The organism is Sphingomonas sp. SORGH_AS_0950, assembly GCF_030818415.1.
Classification (GTDB): Bacteria; Pseudomonadota; Alphaproteobacteria; order Sphingomonadales; family Sphingomonadaceae; genus Sphingomonas.
Map to the genome: position 1 here is coordinate 1523746 of NZ_JAUTAE010000001.1, position 17196 is coordinate 1540941.

20 protein-coding genes and 1 tRNA gene are annotated in these 17196 nt (G+C 67.9%); 8 read left to right on the forward strand and 13 right to left on the reverse strand.

The window, feature by feature from the left end; all coding sequences use genetic code 11:
- Positions 1–11 precede the first annotated feature (11 nt).
- Both QE385_RS06490 and QE385_RS06495 read right to left on the reverse strand, forming a co-directional pair.
- On the reverse strand, positions 12–398 hold the full coding sequence (locus QE385_RS06490) for a VOC family protein (protein ID WP_307100191.1): 387 nt from the start codon (positions 396–398) through the stop codon (positions 12–14).
- Positions 398–1510 carry an S-(hydroxymethyl)glutathione dehydrogenase/class III alcohol dehydrogenase gene (locus QE385_RS06495; RefSeq protein ID WP_307100194.1) on the reverse strand — a complete coding sequence of 371 codons (1113 nt, stop codon included), beginning with the start codon at positions 1508–1510 and terminating at the stop codon, positions 398–400. The genes QE385_RS06490 and QE385_RS06495 overlap by 1 nt, the downstream gene beginning before the upstream one ends.
- 107 nt (positions 1511–1617) lie before the next feature.
- On the opposite strand from QE385_RS06495, the gene QE385_RS06500 reads away from it, so the two are divergent.
- Together QE385_RS06500 and QE385_RS06505 are read left to right on the forward strand one after the other, a co-directional pair.
- A complete protein-coding gene (locus QE385_RS06500; RefSeq protein WP_058734057.1) occupies positions 1618–1821 on the forward strand; it encodes a DUF2945 domain-containing protein in 204 nt (67 codons plus the stop codon).
- Positions 1822–1877: 56 nt separating this feature from the next.
- Entirely contained in the window at positions 1878–2138 is a 261-nt protein-coding gene (locus QE385_RS06505) for an SWIB/MDM2 domain-containing protein (RefSeq protein WP_307100197.1), read from the forward strand.
- Positions 2139–2201: 63 nt separating this feature from the next.
- On the opposite strand, the gene QE385_RS06510 is transcribed toward QE385_RS06505, so the two are convergent.
- Positions 2202–2669, reverse strand: a complete 468-nt coding sequence (locus QE385_RS06510; protein WP_307100199.1) for a hypothetical protein — start codon at positions 2667–2669, stop codon at positions 2202–2204.
- Positions 2670–2823: 154 nt separating this feature from the next.
- On the opposite strand from QE385_RS06510, the gene QE385_RS06515 reads away from it, so the two are divergent.
- The 3 genes from QE385_RS06515 (at position 2824) to QE385_RS06525 (ending at position 5731) form a co-directional block, all read left to right on the forward strand.
- Positions 2824–4173 carry a methyl-accepting chemotaxis protein gene (locus tag QE385_RS06515; protein WP_307100201.1) on the forward strand — a complete coding sequence of 450 codons (1350 nt, stop codon included), beginning with the start codon at positions 2824–2826 and terminating at the stop codon, positions 4171–4173.
- Between the two features lie 284 nt (positions 4174–4457).
- Entirely contained in the window at positions 4458–5111 is a 654-nt protein-coding gene (locus tag QE385_RS06520; protein WP_307100203.1) for a class I SAM-dependent methyltransferase, read from the forward strand.
- Positions 5108–5731 carry a hypothetical protein gene (locus QE385_RS06525; RefSeq protein ID WP_307100204.1) on the forward strand — a complete coding sequence of 208 codons (624 nt, stop codon included), beginning with the start codon at positions 5108–5110 and terminating at the stop codon, positions 5729–5731. Before QE385_RS06520 ends, QE385_RS06525 begins: the two co-directional genes overlap by 4 nt.
- A 204-nt stretch (positions 5732–5935) precedes the next feature.
- Here the strand turns inward: QE385_RS06525 and QE385_RS06530 are convergent, their stop codons facing one another.
- Entirely contained in the window at positions 5936–7612 is a 1677-nt protein-coding gene (locus QE385_RS06530; protein WP_307100206.1) for an aminotransferase class III-fold pyridoxal phosphate-dependent enzyme, read from the reverse strand.
- A 38-nt stretch (positions 7613–7650) separates the two neighbouring features.
- Here QE385_RS06530 and asd point away from each other — a divergent pair, with 38 nt between their 5' ends.
- Positions 7651–8511: an archaetidylserine decarboxylase gene (gene asd, locus QE385_RS06535; RefSeq protein WP_307100208.1), complete on the forward strand. Its 861-nt coding sequence runs from the start codon at positions 7651–7653 to the stop codon at positions 8509–8511.
- Between the two features lie 28 nt (positions 8512–8539).
- Here the strand turns inward: asd and QE385_RS06540 are convergent, their stop codons facing one another.
- Positions 8540–8956, reverse strand: a complete 417-nt coding sequence (locus QE385_RS06540) for a DUF2721 domain-containing protein (RefSeq protein WP_307100210.1) — start codon at positions 8954–8956, stop codon at positions 8540–8542.
- A gap of 147 nt (positions 8957–9103) precedes the next feature.
- On the opposite strand from QE385_RS06540, the gene QE385_RS06545 reads away from it, so the two are divergent.
- Positions 9104–9301, forward strand: coding sequence for a hypothetical protein (locus QE385_RS06545; protein ID WP_307100212.1), 198 nt, complete (start codon positions 9104–9106; stop codon positions 9299–9301).
- A 94-nt stretch (positions 9302–9395) separates the two neighbouring features.
- Here the strand turns inward: QE385_RS06545 and QE385_RS06550 are convergent.
- From QE385_RS06550 to QE385_RS06570, 5 genes are all read right to left on the reverse strand, one after another.
- Positions 9396–9472 (reverse strand) — tRNA-Arg (locus QE385_RS06550).
- A gap of 71 nt (positions 9473–9543) precedes the next feature.
- On the reverse strand, positions 9544–9975 hold the full coding sequence (locus QE385_RS06555) for a DUF1178 family protein (RefSeq protein WP_307100214.1): 432 nt from the start codon (positions 9973–9975) through the stop codon (positions 9544–9546).
- Positions 9972–10796, reverse strand: a complete 825-nt coding sequence (locus tag QE385_RS06560) for a carbon-nitrogen hydrolase family protein (protein WP_307100215.1) — start codon at positions 10794–10796, stop codon at positions 9972–9974. The genes QE385_RS06555 and QE385_RS06560 overlap by 4 nt, the downstream gene beginning before the upstream one ends.
- Entirely contained in the window at positions 10793–11050 is a 258-nt protein-coding gene (gene grxC, locus QE385_RS06565) for a glutaredoxin 3 (RefSeq protein ID WP_307100218.1), read from the reverse strand. The genes QE385_RS06560 and grxC overlap by 4 nt, the downstream gene beginning before the upstream one ends.
- 31 nt (positions 11051–11081) lie before the next feature.
- On the reverse strand, positions 11082–11843 hold the full coding sequence (locus tag QE385_RS06570; RefSeq protein WP_307100219.1) for a ComF family protein: 762 nt from the start codon (positions 11841–11843) through the stop codon (positions 11082–11084).
- Between the two features lie 58 nt (positions 11844–11901).
- On the opposite strand from QE385_RS06570, the gene QE385_RS06575 reads away from it, so the two are divergent.
- Complete coding sequence (locus QE385_RS06575) at positions 11902–12747, forward strand: class I SAM-dependent methyltransferase (RefSeq protein WP_307100221.1); 846 nt, start codon at positions 11902–11904, stop codon at positions 12745–12747.
- A gap of 256 nt (positions 12748–13003) precedes the next feature.
- On the opposite strand, the gene QE385_RS06580 is transcribed toward QE385_RS06575, so the two are convergent.
- The 3 genes from QE385_RS06580 to QE385_RS06590 all read right to left on the reverse strand — a co-directional run bounded on the left by QE385_RS06580 (position 13004) and on the right by QE385_RS06590 (position 17163).
- Positions 13004–13393 (reverse strand): response regulator, encoded by a 390-nt coding sequence (locus QE385_RS06580; RefSeq protein ID WP_307100223.1) that lies wholly within the window; start codon positions 13391–13393, stop codon positions 13004–13006.
- Positions 13394–13460: 67 nt separating this feature from the next.
- A complete protein-coding gene (locus QE385_RS06585; protein WP_307100224.1) occupies positions 13461–15896 on the reverse strand; it encodes an ATP-binding protein in 2436 nt (811 codons plus the stop codon).
- A complete protein-coding gene (locus QE385_RS06590) occupies positions 15883–17163 on the reverse strand; it encodes a GGDEF domain-containing phosphodiesterase (RefSeq protein WP_307100226.1) in 1281 nt (426 codons plus the stop codon). Before QE385_RS06590 ends, QE385_RS06585 begins: the two co-directional genes overlap by 14 nt.
- Positions 17164–17196 lie beyond the last annotated feature (33 nt).

Genomic DNA, 17196 nt, shown 5'->3' on the forward strand with positions numbered 1-17196 from the left:
CCTTGGGACCGTCAGGCGGCGGGCACCAGATAGCGCGCGCACAGCTTGTTGCCCGTCGGGTCGCGCAAATACGCCAGATAGATCTTGCCGACCGGCGGATAGCGATAGCCGGGCGGGTCCTCGATCGCAGTGCCGCCATGCGCCAGCCCTGCGGCATGCCAGGCGTCCGCCTGCTCGATCGACTTTGCCGCGAAGCCCAGCGTCCCGCCATTGGCATGGGTCGCAGGCTCGCCGTTCAGCGGCCGGGTGAGCAGGAAGCGCGAGCCTTCATGGCTATAGACCAGCCGCCCCCAGGGATCGATCACCCCCTCGGGCGCGCCGAGCACGCCCAGGATCGCGTCGTAGAAGCGCTTGGCCTCGGCGATATCGTTCGCGCCCAGCACGACATGGCTGAACATCAGAAGATCACCACGCTGCGGATGCTCTCGCCCTTGTGCATCAGGTCGAAGCCCTTGTTGATCTCCTCCAGCGTCAGCCGGTGGGTGATCATCGGATCGATCTCGATCTTGCCGTTCATATACCAGTCGACGATCTTGGGCGTATCGGTCCGCCCGCGCGCGCCGCCGAATGCGGTGCCGCGCCAGTTGCGCCCGGTCACCAGCTGGAACGGCCGGGTGCTGATCTCCTTGCCCGCCTCGGCCACGCCGATGATGATCGAGGTGCCCCAGCCGCGATGGCACGCCTCCAGCGCGGTGCGCATCACCTCGGTATTGCCGGTCGCGTCGAAGCTGTAGTCCGCGCCGCCATCGGTCAGCTCGAGGATCTTCGCGATCGTCTCTTCACGCGACAGGCCCTTGGAATTGAGGAAGTGGGTCATGCCGAAGCGGCGGCCCCATTCCTCGCGGTCGGGGTTGATGTCGACGCCGATGATCCGGCCCGCGCCCGCCAGCTTGGCACCCTGGATGACGTTCAGGCCGATGCCGCCCAGACCGAAGACGACGATATTCTCGCCCGGCTGAACCTTGGCGGTGTTGACCACCGCGCCCACGCCCGTCGTCACGCCGCAGCCGATATAGCAGCTGGTGTCGAACGGCGCGTCCTCGCGGATCTTGGCGACCGCGATTTCGGGCAGGACGGTGAAGTTCGAGAAGGTCGAGCAGCCCATATAATGGAAGATCGGCTGGCCCTTGTAGCTGAACCGGGTCGTGCCGTCGGGCATCAGCCCCTTGCCTTGCGTCGCCCGGATCGCAGTGCACAGGTTGGTCTTGCCCGACAGGCACGACTTACACTGGCGGCATTCCGGCGTGTAGAGCGGGATGACATGGTCGCCCGGCACGACGCTGGTCACGCCCGCGCCGACCTCGCGCACGATGCCGCAGCCTTCATGGCCGAGCACGCTGGGGAAGATCCCCTCGCTGTCCAGGCCGTCCAGCGTATAGGCGTCGGTATGGCAGATGCCGGTCGCCATGATCTCGACCAGGACCTCTCCGGCCTTGGGGCCTTCCAGATCGAGTTCGACGATTTCGAGCGGCTTCTTCGCTTCGAAGGCGACGGCGGCGCGGGTCTTCATGAATTCCAGTCTCCTCAGATGGCGTCCTGATGCCCCGATGCGCCCGCATGTGCAACCAACGAACGCCCCGGCGGATTGATGGGCTTGCACAAACCGGGAGAGCGACGATGACCGAATTCAAGAAGGGCGACCATGTCGAGTGGAACAGCCATGGCGGCACCGCCGAGGGCAAGGTCGTGAAGAAGCAGACCAGCGATACGAGCATCAAGGGTCACACCGTCCGCGCATCGAAGGACGAGCCGCAATACATAGTAGAGAGTGACAATGGCGGAAAGGCGGCGCACAAGGCGGACGCGCTGAAGAAGGCGTGATTCACGCGCGTCCCGCCAAGCGGCTGGGATGCTGAAGGATTAAGGGAAGGAATATCATGGCCACCGCAACCACGGGCACCGGCATCCACGCGCCGGTCCAGCCGTCCGAGGAACTGGGCGCGATCGTCGGCAACGATAAGCTGCCGCGCAGCCAGGTCATCAGCAAGGTGTGGGATTACATCAAGGCCAACAACCTGCAGAATCCCGAGAACAAGCGGGAAATCCTGGCCGACGACAAGCTGAAGAAGGTGTTCGGCAAGGACAAGTGCACCATGTTCGAGATGAACAAGTTCATCTCGGCGCACCTGAAGAAGTAAGCTTCTTATCCGGGCCCCCGGCCACCGCGCCGGGGAATCCCCCTCGCGCCGCCCGCGTGCCAGCTATCGCAGGTCGAGGACCAGCGGCTTGCGCGCGGGCGGTGTCGCAGACGGCGTCGGCCGGGGTGCCGCAGGCCGGGACACGGCCGATCCGGCGGCTCTGGCCGCTCCCCTTGCGGACGGCGATACGGGTGCCGCCGTCGGTGCGGGCACATTGCCCGGCGCCGCCTCCGCCCCGACACGCTCCAGTTCGATCTGGTTCAGCCGCTGCTCGACCAGTTGCGCATCCAGCAGCTTGCGATCCCCCTGCAATGCCGCCACCTGCGCCTCCAGCGTCGCGATCCGCTGTTCCAGCATCTTGACCCGCACCTGATCCTCGGTCTGCGCGACCATCTCGCGCGCCGCCTTTTCCTGGCGCGCGCGCTCCCGGCTTTCCGCCGCATCCACTGCGTCGGTGCGGCCGTCGGAGCCGGACGGCTGGCAGGCGACCAGCGCCAGCGGACAAAGGATCAGGGCAGGCACGCGACGCATGGGCGACAGTCCGGACAAGAGGAGGCGACGGCTTATCCCCTGCCCTCCGGCGGGAAAAGCCCCTGCGGGCCCGCCGGAAAAATCCTGTCTTCCTAAAGCTATGTTAAGCGAATCATCCTAAGCCGACCGTCAGGATAGGATGGAAGGCGACAGGATGAAGTGGTTTCATCGCGAAAAGACGAATTTGAACGATCGCGTCGCCATCGCCCTGTTCGATCGATCCCCCGATGCCATCATGCTGCTGTCCGAAGGTCGCTTCATCGCCTGCAACGCCGCCGCCGAGCGCATCTATGAGCGTCCCCGCGCCGACGTGATCGGCCAGGACCCGCTGGTCTTCTCCGCCCCCACCCAGGGCGACGGGCGGCCGACCGCGGTCCATATCCAGGAACGCGTCCAACAGGCGCTGCGCGATGGCTTGGCCCGTTTCGAGTGGATGAACACCAGCCCGAACGGCCAGCTTCGCCGCTTCATGGTCATGCTGCTGCCCGCGCCGGTTGTAAAGCCCGACGACCTGCTGGTCATCATCCAGGATCTCGACGAGACCAGCCAGGTCGTCGATGCGCTGCGCACCGGCCTCGCCACCATTTCCTCGGGCGATCTGACCTACAGCATCGATACGCCCTTTCGCAGCGACTATGAACCGCTGCGCAAGAGCTTCAACGACACCGCCGCGATGCTGCGCCGGTCGATCGGCGATATCGATGCCGCCTCGCAGCGGGTGCTCGCCGGGGCGGGGGAGATTCGCAAGGCGGCCGACGACCTGTCGATGCGCACCGAGCAGCAAGCCGCCTCGATCGAGGAAACCGCCGCCGCCGTGCATCAGATCAACACGACCGCGCAGCAATCGGCGGTCAGCGGCGCCCGCGCCGCCGACGTCGCCACGGCGGCCCAGACCAACGCCGCCGAAAGCAGCGCCGTCGTCCGCCGCGCGATCGACGCGATGGGCGGGATCGAGCGGACCTCGACCGAGATTTCGGAGATCATCGCGGTCATCGACGGCATCGCCTTCCAGACCAATCTCCTCGCGCTGAATGCGGGGGTCGAGGCGGCGCGCGCCGGTGACGCGGGCAAGGGCTTTGCCGTCGTCGCCAGCGAGGTGCGCGCGCTGGCGCAACGGTCCGCCGACGCCGCCAAGGACGTCAAGAGCCGCATCGGCGCCTCCGCCGAACAGGTCCGCGCGGGCGTCGAGCATGTCCATGCCGCCGGGACCGCGCTCGACCGGATCGCCGCGCAGGTCCGCGAGATGGGCGGGCTGATCGCCGACATCGCCAATTCGGCGCAGCAACAGGCGACCGGCTTCTCGCAGATCAACCTCGCGATCAACGACATGGATTCGATGACCCAGCAAAATGCCGCGATGGTCGAGGAAGCGACCGCCGCCGCCCGCGAACTCGCGCAGGAAGCGACGGGCATGGCCGATACGGTCGGCCGGTTCGACCATGGCAGCGCCCTGCACGCGGCAGCCTGGGCACAGCCCGCCCGCGCCACCCGCCGGGCCGCGTAATCCCGACGATTCGCCGCCCAAGCCGACAGATATTTTCCCGATAACGAAGACCTGTCGCCAACATACAAAGCATTTCCCGGCGATGACCTTCGCCGGGAACAGCATATCTCAGAATAACCTCTAGCGCCGTATTACGACATATTCATTCCACCCATGTGACACTTCGGTTTCCAATCTGCGAAATCGTCGCAAAAGACTCGCGACTTGTCGTCAAATTGTCACCGCCTGCTGCGAACAGGGGCCGCATCGTCGTTCAACGGGATGCCCCTTCGATGGCAACGCAGATGAGTACCGCCAGCGTCACCAAGGCCTATGATCGCTGGTCGCCTGTCTATGATCTGGTCTTCGGCCCCGTGTTCAAAAAGGGCCGCTCCGCCGCGATCGTCGCGGCCGAACGCATCGGCGGCCGGATCATCGAGGTGGGCGTGGGCACCGGCATATCGCTGCCCCAATATTCGCGCGACAACCGCATCGTCGGCGTCGACCTGTCCGAGCCGATGCTCGACAAGGCGCGCGAACGGGTGGCGCGCGGCGGGCTGAGCCATGTCGAGCAGATCGCTTACGGCGATGCCGAGGCGCTGCAATTCGCCGACAACAGCTTCGACGTGGTGGTCGCGCAATATGTCATCACCGCCGTGCCGAACCCGGAAAAGGCGCTGGACGAGTTCGCGCGCATCTGCCGCCCCGGCGGCGAGATCGTCATCACGACGCGGGTGGGCGCGGGCGACGGGCTTCGCGGCACGATCGAGAAGACGCTGATGCCGATCACCAGCCGGCTGGGCTTCCGCACCGACTTCCCGTTCGAACGCTATACCGACTGGGCGGCGACGCGCGGCGATGTCGAACTGGTCGAAAGCCGCCCCCTGCCCCCGCTCGGCCATTTCTCGCTGGTCCGCTTCGCCAAGCGCCAGCCTTCCGCCCAAGGACATGCCCAATGACTGGTTTTCGCGCGCAACTCGCCGAACAGCGGTGGGACGATCATCGCTATTATCATCACAGCCTGGTCAATCAGAGCCTGCACTTCGTCAGCGCCTGCACCTTCCTGACGGCCTATGTGCTGCTGTTCATCGATCCGGCGGTCGCCAGCCTCCTCGCCTGGGGCGTGGCGATGACCAGCCGCCAGGCCGGGCACTTCTTCTTCGAGCCCAAGGGCTATGACCATGTGAACAAGGCGACGCACGAGCATAAGGAAGAGATCAAGGTCGGCTACAACCTCGTCCGCAAATATGTGCTGATGGGCATCTGGGGCGCGATCCCGCTGGTGCTGCTGGTCCAGCCGACCTTGTTCGGGGCGCTCGACTATCCGGACGGCTTCATGGGCTATCTGCGCCATGTCGGCATCGGCTGGCTGGGCCTGGGCGTCAGCGCGATCGTGGTGCGCGTCCTTCAGCTCTGGGTGAAGCGCGACCTGGAGACCGGCCTCGTCTGGGCGACCAAGATCGTCACCGACCCGTTCAACGACTTCAAGATGTACAAGAGCGCCCCCCGCCGCCTGATGAAGGGCGAGCGGATGGATCATCACGATGTCGATGATTTCGAGGATCTGAAGGCGGCGTAAGGTCTGCCGGTGGTTTGACGGACAGGGCAGCGGTTCGAGAAGGACCGCCGCCCCCTTTTATATTCCAGCCTCTCGTCTGGCCGCTCCCCTCCCGCAAGCGGGAGGGGATGGGGGAGGGCAAGGCGTCTCACAGAGACCATCGCTTGCGGCCCTGCCCTCCCCAAACCCCTCCCGCCTGCGGGAGGGGCTTAAGAAGTGGGGGCTTTACCTTCCCCGCCCCAACCGCACCGCCAGCGACTCCTTCAGGATCCTCCGCCGGATCGCCTTGTTCGCCGCCTTCAACTCCTTCGGTGCCTCGGGCGAGGTCCACCACCAGCCATCGTCACGCATCTGTTGTCCCGCTGCAACGAAGCGGTCGCAAATCTCGGCGAACAGGGTGTCGTCGATGTCCAGGCTGAAGATCAGCCGCCCGGTCCCGACCCAGCTCAATGCCAGTCCTTGCGCCCGGAGATAATATTGCAGCATCCAGTTATAGGGCGAGGCGACCGAATAGAGGATGGTCCAGATCGTCTGGACATGCGCGACCGACAGGGGCAGCCCCGCCGCCGCCATCGCTGCGTTGAACATCGCGGCGCGCGCATTCCACCGCTCGTCCAGCCCGTCATAGAGCGCGGCCACCTCGGGCGTTTCCAGCCGCCGCAGGAAGGCGTTCATCGCCCCCATCACCATGGGATGCGAATTGAAGGTGCCGCGCGCAAAGCAGATGTCGACCGGGCGATCCTCCCGCCACCGCTTCATCAGATGCGCCGGGCCGCACAGCACGCCGACCGGCAACCCGCCGCCCAGCGTCTTGCCATAGGTGATGAGGTCTGGCTTCACCCCGAAATATTCGGGCATCCCGCCTTTGGCCAGGCGGAAGCCCATGAAGACCTCGTCGAAGATCAGGACGATGCCGTTCGCCCGGCACACATCCGCCAGCCGGTGCAGCCAGTCGCGATAGGCCGCCATGTCCGCCCCCGCCTTGCGCCCGCCATCGACCAGTTGCCCGTCGGACGGCGCCGAGCCATTGGGGTGCATCGCCTGGAGCGGATTGACCAGCACGCAGGCAATGTCCTTGCGCGTGGCGAGGACCTTCAGCGTCCGCTCGGACATGTCGGCCAGCGTCAGCGTGCGGTCGGCGGGCACGGGGTTGCCAATGCCGGGCTGAACATCGCCCCACCAGCCATGATAGGCCCCGGCGAACCGCACCAGGCGCGGACGGCGGGTGTGATAGCGCGCCAGCCGCACCGCCTGCATCACCGCCTCGGTGCCGGACATGTGGAAGGACACCTCGTCCATCCCCGTCAGGACTGTCAGCCGACGGACATTGTCGGCGACGACCGGGTGGAACGACCCCAGCACCCCGCCCAGATCGGCGACGGTCGCCGCCCCCTCGGCCATGGTCCGTTTGTAGAAGTCGTTGCCGAACAAATTGACCCCGTAGGAGCCGGTCAGGTCGATCAGCCTGTTGCCGTCCAGATCGACCAGGATCGGCCCCTCCGACCGCTGGTAGAAGGCCCCGGTCGCCAGCGTCGTGCGGACCTTCTCGCGAAACTGGAACGGCACGCGGTACGCGCCGGTGAATTGCAGGTCGGACAGGCCGGGCCGCGTCTCGCGGGTCAGCGCCAGCGTCTGCGCATAACGCTGCGCGAACAAGGCGCCCAGCCGCTCAAAGCCTGCGCGCCGCTGCCCGACCACCGCATCGGGGGCGCCATCGACCCGGAAGACGCGATCCTCGCCATAGCTGTAGAACGGGATCTGCCCCGCGATCCGCTTGGCCATGCGGACATGGCCGCCCAGTCCGGGATGCTTGGCGCGCGACAGGGTCAGGCGGCGATGCCCTTTCGTCAGGGCGACCGCACCGGCGGAGACGGCCATCAGGCCAGTGAGAATCGGGTTCATGCGGCCTTTGACCGCGTGCCCATGACGGAGGCATGACAATGCGCGGACCCATCATGCGGTTCTTTCTGAACGAGGACATCAATTTCCTCGTCACCAACCGCCTGCCGCGCCGGTTCGCGACCAAGCTGGTCGGCCGAATCGCACGGATCGAGCATCCGCTGATCGCCCGGCCCTGCCTGGCCCTGTGGAAATTCTTCGCGGGCGTGGACCTGTCGGACGCGCGGACGACGCGGTTCCGGTCGTTGCGCGACGGCTTCGTCCGTCCCTTGCGCGACGGCGCCCGCCCGTTCGACGGCGATCCCGATGCGATCGCATCCCCCTGCGACGCGCTGGTCGGCGCGCATGGCGAAATCGCGGACGATCGACTCTATCAGGTAAAGGGCTTTCCCTATCGGCTGGGCGACCTGATCCCCGCCCCCGAACTGGTCGAGCGGTTCCGCAACGGATCGTTCGTCACATTGCGGCTGACGGCGGGCATGTATCACCGTTTCCACGCGCCGACCGACATTGCGGTCGAGGGCGTGACCTATCTCTCGGGCGATTGCTGGAACGTCAACCCGATCGCGCTCCGGCGGGTCGAGCGGCTCTTCTGTCGCAACGAACGCGCGGTGATCGAGGCGCGGACCCTGGTGTCGGGCCAGCCGCTGCTGATCGTGCCGGTCGCGGCGATCCTGGTGGCGAGCATCCGGCTCCATTGCCTCGACACCGAACGCACCCTGCGCGAGCATGGCCCCGGCCGCCGCGCCTGCACCGCGCGGATCGGCAGGGGCGAGGAGATGGGCTGGTTCGAGCATGGCTCGACCATCATCCTGTTCCTGCCTCGGGGCATGCGATTGCTCGACACGCTGACGGAGGGACAGGCCATCCGTGCGGGTGAGGCGATCGGCCGCACGGCGTGATCGCTCGCGCGGCTCTCCCGAACGCCGGTCACTGGCTGTCGTTCTCGTCGCGCAGGGCCCGTCCGGCGATCGTGATCTCGCCGACGAAACAGGCGAGCCCCGCCACCGCGAACAGCAGGCCGCCGCCAAAGAAGAAGAACAGCAGGGAGGCATGACCCGATTCGCGCAGCGTCCCCAGGAACAGCGTGATTGCCGAGCAACAGGTCATCGCGCCCGCCGCCGCCGTCATCGTGACCGCGATGTCGAGGATCTTCGAGCGCAGGCGCAACCGGCGCATCTCGAAGCTCTTGGCCCGTCCGTCGCGCTTGAGCGCCTGGATCCGGTCGCTGATCCGCCCCAGCCGGGTGGCGAACACGTTGAGCAACGATCCCACGGCGGTCAGCAGAAAGATCGGCGTCAGCGCCAGTTGAATGACATGGGCGGCCGCGTTCAAGGGTTCGGTCATATCGGGTCCATTCTCCACCGATCCCCGATCGATCAAGCCGCCGCGATGTTCCCCGCCATGTCCCCGGCACCGCCCTGACATATTTGTCATGGAACAGGCGATCGGTCCCGATACTTGGAAGGCGATCGAATAACCCAGGAGGATGTCATGCGGATCGCCCTAATCGCCCTTGCCGGTGCCACGCTGCTCGCCAGCCCGGTCTATGCCAAGGGCTGTATCCGCGGCGCGGTGGCGGGCGGTGTCGCGGGCCATATGGTCGGAAAGGGGCATGGCGTCGCCGGGGCAGCGGCGGGCTGCGCGCTGGCGCACCATCATTATGCCAAGAAGGCCAAGAAGCAGAAATAAGCCGGTCGGCCTGTCCGGCAGCGGAGCCGCAGCCCCCGGTTGCGGCTCTTTTCCATGCCCGGCAGGGATGGCCAAGGCATTGGAAAATCTGACATGGTGACCCCGACTGGATTCGAACCAGTGGCCCTCAGATTAGGAATCTGATGCTCTATCCTGCTGAGCTACGGGGCCCCATGCGGGCGCGGTGATACAGGGGACGCGGGGTCCGGTCCAGAGCGTTTGCCGCGCCCCATGCGCGCCGGTCAGTTGGTCAGCTTGGGCGGCAGCACCGGGAAGGGCAAGGGCGCGACGGGCACGCCCTCCTCGACCAGCGCCTTGGCCTCGGCAAGGCTGGCCTGGCCATGTATCTGGGCGACGGGCGCCTCGCCGTCATGCATCGCACGGGCCCGGTCGGCAAAGGCGGTGCCGACCCAGGTCGACTTCTCCAGCATCCTGGCCTGTTCTCCGGCCAGATGGCGGAGCGCGGCCTTGATCGCCTCGGGCGACGGGGCGTCGGGGCGGCTATTGCCCTTGGCCGCGATCTGCGGCGCCATCACCGCCTTTTCGATGTCGCGGTCACCGCATATCGGGCATTCGATCCGCCCGCTTTCGCGCTGTTCGGCATAGGCGCCGGACGAGGCGAACCACGCCTCGAACACATGCGCCTGGCCGCAGCGCAGGTCGAAGACGATCATGCCCCGGCCACCGGCGGAATGGCACGACGATGGCGGATGGCGGGCAGCCGCGCGCGCACCGCCTCTACCTGCGCGGGGTCGATCGCAGCCACGCCCAGCCCCGCCGCCTCGCCCATGTCGAGCAGCACCTCGCCCCAGGGCCCGACGACCAGCGAATGGCCATAGGTCGCGCGGCCGTCCTGATGCTTGCCGGTCTGCGCGGCGGCGACCAGATGCACGCCCGCCTCGATCGCCCGCGCGCGCAACAGCACATGCCAGTGCGCCGCGCCGGTCGGCCGGGTGAAGGCGGCGGGCACCGACAGGATCGTCGCCCCCGCCTCGGTCAGCGCGGCGAACAGCGCGGGGAAGCGCAGGTCGTAGCAGATGGCGAGGCCCAGCCGCCCGACCGGCGTGTCGACCACCACCGCCTGCTCGCCGGGCGCGTAGGAGGCGGATTCGCGCCAGCTCTCGCCGCTGGGCAGGTCGACGTCGAACAGATGCATCTTGTCGTAGCGGGCCCGGATCGCGCCCGCATCGTCGATGACATAGCCGCGATTGGCGAGCCGCCCGTCCGCTCCGCGCACCGCCAGCGAACCCAGATGGACCCAAAGCCCATGCGCCGCCGCCGCTGCCCGGACGCGCGCCAGCACCGGATCGTCCGCCTCGACCACCAGATGCCCGGCCGCCCGCGCACGGTCGCGGTCGATCAGCCCGGACATTTCGGGGGTGAACACCATGGTGCAGCCGCGCGCCGCCGCCTCGGCGATCGCCTGTTCCAGCACGGCCGCATTGGCGGCGGGGTCGATCCCTGCCGTCATCTGCAGGACGGCGATGTCGGTCATGCCGACAGCAGCGGGTCGAGCCCTCCCCGCTTGTCGAGCGCGGCCAGATCGTCCGATCCGCCGATATGCTGGCCGTCGATGAAGACCTGCGGCACGGTGGTCCGCCCCCCTGCGCGCTCGATCATCTCGGCGCGCTGCGGCCCGCCCATGGTGATGTCATATTCCTGGGGCTCGACGCCCTTGGAGGCGAGCAGCGCCTTGGCCCGGGTGCAATAGGGGCAGAACGCCTTGGTGTAGATTTCGACCTTTGCCATCCCCCTCAGGTGTGGCGCGCGGGCCCTATTGTCAATCGTCCGCCCCCTCGACCACCCGCGCCCAGCACAGGATCGCCACCGAAGCCGCCCCCGCCGCCAGCAGCGCGCGGACGCACGCCCCCGTCGTCGCGCCGGTGGTATAGACATCGTCGACCAGCACCACCCGCCGCCCCGCGACCCGCGCCGGATCGGGCACGCGAAAGGCCGAGGCCATCGCCGCCCGCCGCTGCCGGGGTGACAGGCCGCGCAGCAACGGGGTCGCCCTGACCCGCACCAGCCCGTCGCGCAGCATCGGCACGCCCGTCCGCCGCGACAGGCTGGCGCCGATCAATACCGCCTGGTTGAAGCCGCGCCGCCACAGCCGCCAGCGATGCAGCGGCACCGGCACCAGCAGCTCGGCCCCTTCCGGCATCCGCCGCGCCATCGGCCCGGCCATCGTCTCGGCCACGCCGATCCGCCCGCCATGTTTCAGCCGGATCGGCAATTCGCGGGCGATCGGGCCATAGGCGACCGCCGCATGGATCCCCGCATGGACCGGTGGCGAGGCGAAGCACGTCGCACAGCGCGCCTCCCGCCCCGCTTCCGGCACGATCGGCAGCCCGCAACTCGCGCATCCCATATCATCCAGAAAGCGCAACTGGCCCCAGCAGCCCGCGCAGAAGCGATGATCCGCCTCGACCGGCTCGCCGCAGCCGGGACAGCGCGGCGGCAAGGCCCAATCGGCGACGCGGCGGACCAGCGAGCCGGCCAGCCTGTACGCCGCCCGCCCCGCCGCAAATCCCGGCCGCGTCATGTCCCCCGCCCCATGATCCGACTTGTCCCCGATCGGTTGAGCGCGCACAAGCGCGACCGTGACCCCCACCACCATCTTCGACCGTAGCGCCCGCCGCCACCGCCGCGACCGCGCCCAGCCCGATTATGCCGCGCACGACTTTCTGCGCGCCGCGATGCTCGACGGGCTGGCGGAGCGGCTGGATGCGGTGACGCGGCCGTTCCGCGACGTTCTGGACCTGGGCTGTTTCGACGGGGGCTTTCCCGTTCCGCCGGGCGCGCATGTGGCGCGGCTGGACCCCGGTTTCGCCTTTGCCCGCGCGGCGGGGGGCGTGCAGGCGGACGAGGATCGGCTGCCCTTCGCCGATCGCAGCTTCGACCTGGTGGTCAGCGCGGGCGTGCTCGACCAGATCGACGATCTGCCCGGCGTGCTGACGCTGATCCGGCGGGTGCTGCGCCCCGACGGGCTGTTCCTGGGGGCGTTTGTCGGCGGCGGCTCGCTGCCCCGGCTTCGCGCGGCGCTGCGCGTGGCGGAGGCGGAGCGGCCGGTGGCGCGGCTCCACCCGCAGGTCGATGTCCGCTCGGCGGGCGATCTGCTGATGCGCGCCGGGTTCACCTTGCCGGTCGCGGATATCGAGACGCTGGAGGTGCGCTACCGCGATTTCGGGCGGCTGCTGGGCGATCTGCGCGGCATGGCGGCAAGCAACCTGCTGGCCGAGCGGCGGCCGATCGGGCGGACCGCCCTGGCCTCTGCCGCCGCCGCCTTTGCCGACATGGCCGACGAGGACGGCCGAACCAGCGAGCAGTTCAGCCTGATCTTCCTGACCGGCTGGGCCCCCGATCCGTCGCAGCCCGTACCCGCCAAGCGGGGCAGCGCGACCGCATCGCTGGCCGATGCGCTGAAGGCCAAGCCCCCGGCCGAATAAGCCAGGTCGGATCGACATTTTTCTTCCCCTCTCCCCTGGACAGGGGAGAGGGTTAGCGAAGCTTGCCAGCCTGCTGGCTAGCGCAGCTTGGGTGAGGGGTTGAGCGAGCCCAAGGGCTCGCGCGCTCGCCAAGCGAGCGCCCACCCCTCACCCAGCTTCGACTAGGCCTTTGCTTTCGCAAAGACCAAGTCTGCGCAACCCTCTCCCCTCTGCGAGGGGCGAGGGAAGGAAAGGCAGCGATGAATGTCGATCGGCGTTAGGAAATCATGGCCCCGCCGCGATCCCCCGCCAGGATGCGGCCGATCGCCTCGAACAATTGGTCCATCGCGACGGGCTTGACGATCACATCGTCCGCGCCCGCCGTCATGCAACGTTCGCGCAGGTCGACGCCGCTGTCGGCGGTGACGACGATGATCGGCAGTTCCGCCTTGTCGTCGCCGCGCGCGCGGATGTGGCGGATCGCGGTGATGCCGTCCATGCCGGGCATCCGCAGATCAATCAGGATCATGTGATAGGTGTCGCGGTCGATCATCTCCAGGCCGATTTCCGCGCTCTCGGCCTCGGCCATGGTAGCGCCCGCGACGTCCAGCATGTCGCGCACGACCCGGCGGTTCATGCGGTCATCCTCGATGAAAAGAACGTTCATCCGCGTCCTTTTGCCACGTCGAGCCCGAATGCGTTGATGCTCAAGGTCATGGGGTCCGCCCTAACGATCATGCCGCTTGCGTTACAAGAGGCGACGGAGCGGTTTGCGATGAGGTGCCGAACAACATGCGCATCACCTCTCCCCCGGAGATCGGTTTGGCGATAACCCTGATCAAGTCACGTTCGGTAAAATCGTTCCCTGCCAACGACTCCGTTTTCGGCCACAAGAGATGAAGCGGGAGGTTCGCCGGAGCAGCGCCCCGGATCGCGGCGATCGCGGCGGCCACACCGTCCCTGTCGATCGCGCTGTCGTCGATCAGGACATGGGTGATGCCCCCCTCGCCCAGCCGGACCACCGCCTCCGCGACGTCGGCGGCAAAGACGATGGCGGCCTGCGACGCGGACAGCTTGGCCAACATGGCGCGGCGAATGGGGTTGCGGTCGACGAGCAGCAGATGCGGGCGTTCGCCCTCCTCCTGCGGCACCGCCGCCAGCTCGGTCAGCGGCAGGGTCAGGGTGAAGCGGGTGCCGCGCCCCGGCTCGCTCTCGACGGTCACGTCGCCACCCATCGCGCGCGCCAGCCGCCGACAGATGGCAAGCCCCAGCCCGGTGCCGCCGAACTGGCGCGTCGTGCTGGCATCGGCCTGGCGAAACGCCTCGAATATATCCTCCAGCGTGTCCGCGGCGATGCCGATGCCGGTATCGCGGACCTGGACCTCGACACCCTGGCCGCTGCGCCGCGCCGTCAGGTCGACGCGGCCGGAGGGGGTGAACTTCAGCGCGTTGGACAAAAGGTTGAAGACGATCTGGCGAATCCGCGCCGAATCCCCCTCCACCCTGTGCGGACAGTCCGCCAAATCGAGCGCGAAGCCCAGCCCCTTGGCCGCCGCCTGATCCTCCCATAGTCGCGAGGCGTCGCGGATCGTCGCGACCAGATCGAACGGCGCCTTTTCCAGCGTCAGGCCGCCATGTTCGATCTTGGCGACGTCCAGCAGGTCGTCGACCAGCGCGCGCATGGTCAGCCCGGCGCCATGCATCACCTCGACCCGCTCGCGCTGGTCGCGCGCCAGCGCCCGGTCGGCCAGCATGACCTGCGTCATCCCCAATATGCCGTTCAGCGGCGTGCGGATCTCATGGCTGGTGGTCGCCAGGAACTCGGTCTTGACCGCCAGCGCCTTTTCCAGCCGGTCGTTGGTGATCGCCAGGTCACCATGCGCCGCGCGGATACGGTTGCGGCTGCGCCCCAGCGTGACCAGCCAGATGCCGAGCAGCGCGAGCACGACGACGATCCCGGCGACTGACCCGATCAGGATCAGCCGCTCGGTCCGCAACTGCTCCCGCTCGAAGGCGATGTTGCGTTGCAGGTCGGCGGCCTTCATCCGCGCGATCCGCAGTTCCTGATTGGCGAAGTCGAACCGCGCGCCCATCAGCGCCAAGCTGGTCGAGGTCGCCAGCCGCGTCGCCTCGTCATCGATGCGTTTGAGCGCCTGGAGATGGCGCAGCGCATCGGCGGTCCGCCCGGCGGCGGCATAGATGCGATAGGCGCTCTGATGCGCGTCGCGCTGCGTCATCGGCGTCCCGCTCGGATCGACACCCGCAAAGCTCCGATCGATCAGCCGCGTCGCCCCCGCCAGATCGCCGCGCTGGAACGCCGCCTGCGCCGCGATGCTGTCCAGCGCGCGACGATCCTCCTCGCCGGCCTGCGGATCCGCCCTGGTCGCGCTGGCGAGCGCCGCCTGCCCCTCGGCGATCCGCCCCGCCTCCAGCCGGGCGCGGGCGATGTTGCGCCAGATCAGCGCCTGGAGGCCTGGGCTGTGCATCGCCTCGGCCAGACGACGCGCTTCGCGCAGCTGCGCCAGCGCATCGTCGAACCGCGTCAGCTCGACCAGCGTCAGCGCGCGGTTGTTGAGGATCGCCAGCCGTAGCGCATCGTCGCCGCGATAGGCGGTCCGCGCCTGCTCCAGATAGCGCAGCGCCGAGGTCAGGTCCTTGCCGTCGCTGTACAGGCCCGCAATCTGGACGAGCGCGCGGGCCTGTCCGCGCGTGTCGTCCAGATATTGGAAGACCCGGTGCGCGACCTGATAGGCCTTGAGCGCGTCGGCGATATCGCCCCGGTCGCGGTCCAGCCCACCCCTGGACAAAAGGAGATTGCCGAACAGATCGGATCGCGGCGCCAGCCGCCGCGCGGTCGTCAGCGCGCGCGCAATGATCGGATAGGCGTCCTGCCCGCGCCCCAGCCGGATCATGCTCTCGCCGCGCAGCCAGTCCGCCGTCGCCAGCGCGACCAGGCGGCGATCGCCCTGCGCCATGGCCTGCGCCTGGTCCCGCGCGCGCTCGGCCTGGTCCATGGCCTGGGCCGGGTCGCGCAGCATCTCGGCCCTGGCCGCGTCGATCGCATGGGCGAAGCCCGGCGGCCATGGCGTGACCGCCGCCCCCTGCCCCTTCGCCTCTACCACCGCCACCAGAAGGGCCGCGGCGACCAGCAGGACCCTAAGCACGCGCACGGGTAGCGAGCCGGGCAAAGGGCATGGGCGGCGACGGCGCCACCGTCGCCTGATGCGCCTGGGCGTCGAGGAACGGGATCAGCGCGTCGAGCGCGATCGGGCGGCTCATCAGATAACCTTGCACCATGTCGCATCCCATCACGCTGAGCAGCGCGAGCGTCGCGGGCGTCTCCACCCCTTCGGCGACCACTTCCATCTCCAGCGCATGCGCCAGGTCGATGGTCGAGCGGACGATCAGCGGATCGCGGTGCGAACTGGTCAGCTGGGTGATGAACAGCTTGTCGATCTTCAGCTCGCAGGCCGGCAGCTGCTTGAGATAGGATAGCGAGGACAGGCCAGCGCCATAATCGTCGATCGCGACCGCGATGCCCATGGCGGCGAACGCGCGGAGATTGGCGATCGCGCTGTCGGGATCGCGGATGACCGAGGTTTCGGTGATCTCGAACCCGATGCTGGCGCCGCTGTCGATGACGATCGCACAGGCTTCGCGCACGAAATCCTGGTCGCCCAGCAACATGCCCGAGATGTTGATGAAGATGCGCTGCGCATGGCCCAGCGTCGCCAGACGCCGCTGGTCGGCGATGACCCGGCGCAGAACCCACAGGGTCAGCGGCGCGATGATCCGCGACTCCTCGGCCACCGGAATGAACTCGACCGGCGAGATCAGGCCGTGCGTGCCGTGACGCCAGCGCAGCAGCGCCTCCAGGCTCGACACGCGTTGCTGGCGGACATGGACCTTGGGCTGATATTCGATGAACAGCGCATCCTGCTCGATCGCCTCGCTCAGCTCCTGCGCCAGCGTGAGCCGGTCGAGCCGGTCGGTCCGCGTCGCCATGTCGCGGATGACGGTCCGCCCCTCGACTTGCGATTCGGCGAGCGCCTGTTCGGCCTCTTCCAGCAGGCGGATATCATCGTCATGCGGCATCCGTGCGGCCGCGACGCCCAGCATGGGCTTGATGCGGCAGGACGCGTCGCCCAGCGCAAAGGGGTGGACCAGCACCTCGCTCAAGGTCGCAAGATAGGCATCCAACCCGACGCGAGCGGGGGCGTGCAGCATGACCTCGACCTGCGAGGGGCCGGACGGGCGGGCGACGGCATCGGGAATGCACCGGGCGATCCGGTCCGCGATCGCCTCGATCAGCGTGGCGCTTCCCGCGCGCCCCAGGCGACGGCGCAGCGCGTTGAAGTTGCTCAGGCCGATCAGGACCAGGAACTGCCAGGGCGAATCGCGATCGTCCGCCGGATGGCCGTCGGGGGTGAGGCACATAGCGTCACCGGGTGGGGTTCGGGACAATCCTTT